A 4,247-nucleotide genomic window follows, 5' to 3' on the forward strand; every position below is an offset into this window, starting at 1 on the left:
GCATGATAGCGACGGCCGCGACCTCAGCAGGTCAGCCGCCGAACACCGGCAAATCTAGTTGTCGCCACCGGCAAAAGTAATTGTCGCCAGACAGAGAGGCAACCTTTCTCGACTTGGAACGCTTCGAGCGAAGATAGCGCGATGCCCAAAAGGACCCGAACTATGCGAATAGCGCGATGTAAAAGACCACCGCGCCGATCAGCGCACCGATGAAGCAAAACCCTTCGCTTTCCTCGTCGGCGCCGTAGCGCAGCCAAGCGCCCACCACCCCGAAAAGCCCCGCAATCCCCAGCGCAACGAACACCATTGCGACGTAGAACAAGGTAGTGCGGCTGATGTCGAGCAAGTCGGTGTGGCGCACGAGGTAGTAAAGGCCGACGGCCATGGCGGAAAGCCCGACGAGCGGCAACCTGACATGGCTACCCTCGTAGCCCAGGTGGTGCGGCGGATGCGGGCGATGCGGCGTATGCATCCAATGCGGCAATTTGTTGATTTTCATCATTCGCCTCCTCCCGGGCGCGGCTGACAGCCACGCTGGATTCGAATCACGAATGCGTCTCCAACCATCGATCGTTAGATCGACGCGCAGGACAAAGAATTCCGCGCACGCACAGTGCGTAGCCCGCGATGAAACTGGTTCCACCGAGCCCGGGGCGCGACCGGCAAACAACGGATGCCGTCTGTACAATTCAAGTCCCATTGATATGTTTCGGCGGCAACGCGCGGTTGTCACTGCGTAGTTCCCCTGCCCTCTATGCGCCGCTCCTCTTTCTTAGTCCGCGTGATCGTTATCGGGGTCTTGCTGCACGTCTACGTCGGGTTCCGGCTCATCCCCGAATGGCCGATCGGCCTGCCCGTCAAGATGCTCGCCGCGATATGGCTCGTGTTGTCGTGCTTTTTGATTCCGCTGGGCATGCTCGCTCGTCGTCTCGAGCGCCAACCGCTTGCCGACAGGCTTGCGTGGGTCGGCCTTCTTGCGATGGGCTTCTTTTCGTCGCTGCTCGTCATCACGATCGTGCGCGACCTCACGATTGCATCGCTGCTGACCGTCGACACACTGTTGCCTCGAACGATATCGCTCGACAGGTGGCGCATCGACACGGCCGTCGCAGTGCCTGCGCTGGCGCTGCTGTCCACCGCGATTGGCTTCGTTAATGCGCGGCGACGCGCAAAGGTCGTGACCATCGAAGTGCCGATCGCCGATCTTCCTGCCTCGCTCGACGGCCTCACCATCGTGCAGATCAGCGATATTCATGTGGGACCGACGATTAAGCAACGCTATGTTCAGGCGATCGTCGATGAGGTCAATCGCCTCGAGCCCGATCTCGTGGCGATTACCGGCGACGTAGTCGACGGCAGCGTCGAGCAGCTTGCCGAGCATGCGCAGCCGCTGGCGAGTCTGCGCGCGCGGTATGGCGCTTACCTGGTAACGGGCAACCACGAGTACTACTCGGGTGCCGACGAGTGGATTGCCGAGTTCCGGCGTATGGGCTTAAAAGTCCTGCTGAACGAACATGTCGTCTTGAAGCACAACGAAACGCCATTCGTCGTCGCGGGCGTGACCGACTATTCGACGGGACATTTGAATGGGACGCATCGCAGCGATCCGGCGGCCGCCATCGAGAACGCACCCGAGCAAGCCTGCGTCAAGCTTCTGCTTGCGCATCAACCGCGCACGGCGTTAGCCGCCGCGGATCTCGGCTATACGTTGCAGTTGTCCGGACATACGCACGGAGGGCAGTTCTTCCCATGGAACTTCTTTGTACGATTGCAGCAGCCGTTCACCGCGGGTCTTGCACGGATCGATAATCTCTGGGTTTATACGAGTCGCGGAACGGGTTACTGGGGACCGCCCAAGCGGTTAGGGGCGCCTTCCGAAATCACGCGTATCCGGCTCGTGGCCGAGCCGGCGATATCGCTTGCTCAAACGGCTTAGAGCCCCGCGCTCAGAGAAAGACACCGGGAGTCTATGCGAGGAGACCTTTGCTACGGCTTTGGGAACCCGAGAGTATCGGCCCTTGCTCGCAACTCGACCATGCTACCGGGCATCGCGCCGACGGCCGACTGCGTTTTGTCGATCGCTGACGGCGAGCTCGATGACGAGGGCTGCGTCGCTCCCGCGCACAATCCGCCGAATGTGCCCTGCGTCACAGCGATGGGAGGCGCGTCCGAGCGGGGCAAGGCGCCGAACTCGAGCGCGCAAGCAAGGTTGAGAGTCGCCGGATCGCTACCGCGGACGCCTAGCGGCTGCAGCCCGAAGCGCCATTGCAGCAGTGCGTGGATCGAGCTTGGATCGAACGGATATCGCGAGACCGTGCCCGCCGCAACGCGTGGGCCGAGCAATGCGCACGGGACACGAAAGCCGAGCCGTCCGTCGTTGCCGAGCGCCAGCTCGGCGTTGCTGATGGGCCGGATGGGCGGGACCACGTGCTCAAAAAATCCGCCGTATTCGTCGTAGACGATAATCATCAACGTACGGTTCCAGTTCGGTCCTGTGCGTAATGCATCGTAGATCTGCCCCAAGAGCACCTCACCATTGCGGATATCGGCAAAGGGGTGGTCGTCGTCGGCCGTGCCTTCGTCCTCGCCGATGAAGCTCGGATCGACCATGCAGAACGAAGGCAACGTTCCGGCCTTGGCGTCGGAAAGGAAGTCGGAGAACAATCGTGAGATGCCGACGTATCGGTCGCCATAGAGCGCAACCATCGGCACGTCATTGAAGTAGTACTTCGCGCTGACTTTGACATCGGCAAAGCGATCCCAGATCGTCGGCAACGTGCACTTGTCCGTACTGTCGGTCAGGCGATCGGTTGCACCGCTATGGAGGTAGATGCGGTTCGGGAACGTAGGGCCTAGGAGTCCGCTGAAATAGAAATCGCAGACCGTATAGCTGCTTGCTTCGCCGCGGAAGAAATCGAGGTCGGACTGACCGTAGAACCCGATCGGGTAGAGATCGCCACGCGTCTTGTTCGTGTCGGGCGTGAGGAGCCAGCCATTCATCGCGCCCGATGCAAGCTGAGTTCGCGCGCCTTGATATGAGTGGTCCGGCTGCGCATGCCCGCACGCCTGGTAGCCATATGACGGATTCGCCGAAAGCAGAAACGGCGTTTGCGGGCTGCCGAATGCGTCGTTGTATTGCAGGTTGGCCGGCATTCCCTCAGCTCCGCTCACCCATCCAACAAAATGGTCGAACGAGCGATTCTCCATTGTCACGAGGACGACGAAGTCGACGTTCGAAGAGGCAGGATCGGGGAGCGACGGCCGCGGCAGACTGTAGCGGTCACCTGCATTGGGCGACGGCACGTCGCCGATCGAAGGAGCGGGCGCGCTACCGTTCGGCGTGTTCTGCTTGCTGCCTCCGCAGCCCGGAAGCACGATGCCACCGGCCATTGCGGCCATACCGGCAAGGAAGCTGCGGCGATCGAAACCGCGATGCGCTGAGACATTGTTCATCTCTTTGCTCCATTCAGCCGGTCAGCTAGCCGTCGTGCGGCGCTGGCGACCGGCTACACCGGAATCGACCGCAAACGGCCCGGCAGCGAAGGATATTTCCGCTGTCGGCACGGGAAGGGGGCGCAAAAATCATTCCGCTCGCCGCGAGAGGATGCAAATAGGCGGCTCCCCAAGGTGCGGAGCCGACGCGAATAGGACGGCTGCTAAATCGAGCCTCGCGCTGCTGACGTCACATCGCGCCACGCCGACGGCAAATCGCGGAAATTTGCTGAATCGCGAAGTCATCTCTGACTCCCGGCAGCGCTTGAATCATGCACTCGTGGAACGCGCGCTCACGGGGTAACAGCAGCGCGCCATTGCGGTATAGCGTGTCGCAGGACTGTTGTATCAACATGGATGCCGCGCTGTTCCAACTATCGCGCAGCGATTGCAGCACGCACTGATCGTAGGCGGAGTTGCCGGCGTATGCGGCGGCGACAGAGGGCAGCGACAACATCGCGACGACCAAAAATACTTTACGCAACGTAAGTCTCCGAGAGCTGACTGGGACCCAGTCTAGCGCGGGGCCCTTATGCAATTCTCGATCGACGCTGAAATCAGGACTTTTCCCAACGGCTATTCGTGTCGTGGTGTGCGTTGAACGACGCCCCAAAACACAAACCCCCGCGAGCGAGAGCTGGCGGGGGTTTGATGGGGTTGGGGAGCCTGACGATTACCTACTTTCACACGGGGATCCGCACTATCATCGGCGTGGAGTCGTTTCACGGTCCTGTTCGGGATGGGAAGGGGTGGTA

At 60.8% G+C, this 4,247-nt stretch carries 4 protein-coding genes and 1 rRNA gene; 1 reads left to right on the forward strand and 4 read right to left on the reverse strand.

The annotated features are described in order from the left end of the window. Window positions 1-160 precede the first annotated feature (160 nt). Window positions 161-499, reverse strand: coding sequence for a hypothetical protein (locus B0G57_RS30570; RefSeq protein WP_026230159.1), 339 nt, complete (start codon window positions 497-499; stop codon window positions 161-163). Between the two features lie 255 nt (window positions 500-754). Here B0G57_RS30570 and B0G57_RS30575 point away from each other — a divergent pair, with 255 nt between their 5' ends. After that, window positions 755-1,936: a metallophosphoesterase gene (locus B0G57_RS30575; protein ID WP_018443321.1), complete on the forward strand. Its 1,182-nt coding sequence runs from the start codon at window positions 755-757 to the stop codon at window positions 1,934-1,936. 50 nt (window positions 1,937-1,986) lie between these two features. Here the strand turns inward: B0G57_RS30575 and B0G57_RS30580 are convergent, their stop codons facing one another. From B0G57_RS30580 to rrf, 3 genes are all read right to left on the reverse strand, one after another. Further along, entirely contained in the window at window positions 1,987-3,453 is a 1,467-nt protein-coding gene (locus B0G57_RS30580; protein ID WP_020566506.1) for an alkaline phosphatase family protein, read from the reverse strand. A 229-nt stretch (window positions 3,454-3,682) separates the two neighbouring features. After that, entirely contained in the window at window positions 3,683-3,949 is a 267-nt protein-coding gene (locus B0G57_RS30585; protein ID WP_018443319.1) for a VF_A0006 family four-cysteine protein, read from the reverse strand. A 207-nt stretch (window positions 3,950-4,156) separates the two neighbouring features. Further along, window positions 4,157-4,247, reverse strand: a 5S ribosomal RNA gene (gene rrf / locus B0G57_RS32520); the annotation flags it as partial.

The organism is Trinickia symbiotica, assembly GCF_002934455.1.
GTDB lineage: Bacteria > Pseudomonadota > Gammaproteobacteria > Burkholderiales > Burkholderiaceae > Trinickia > Trinickia symbiotica.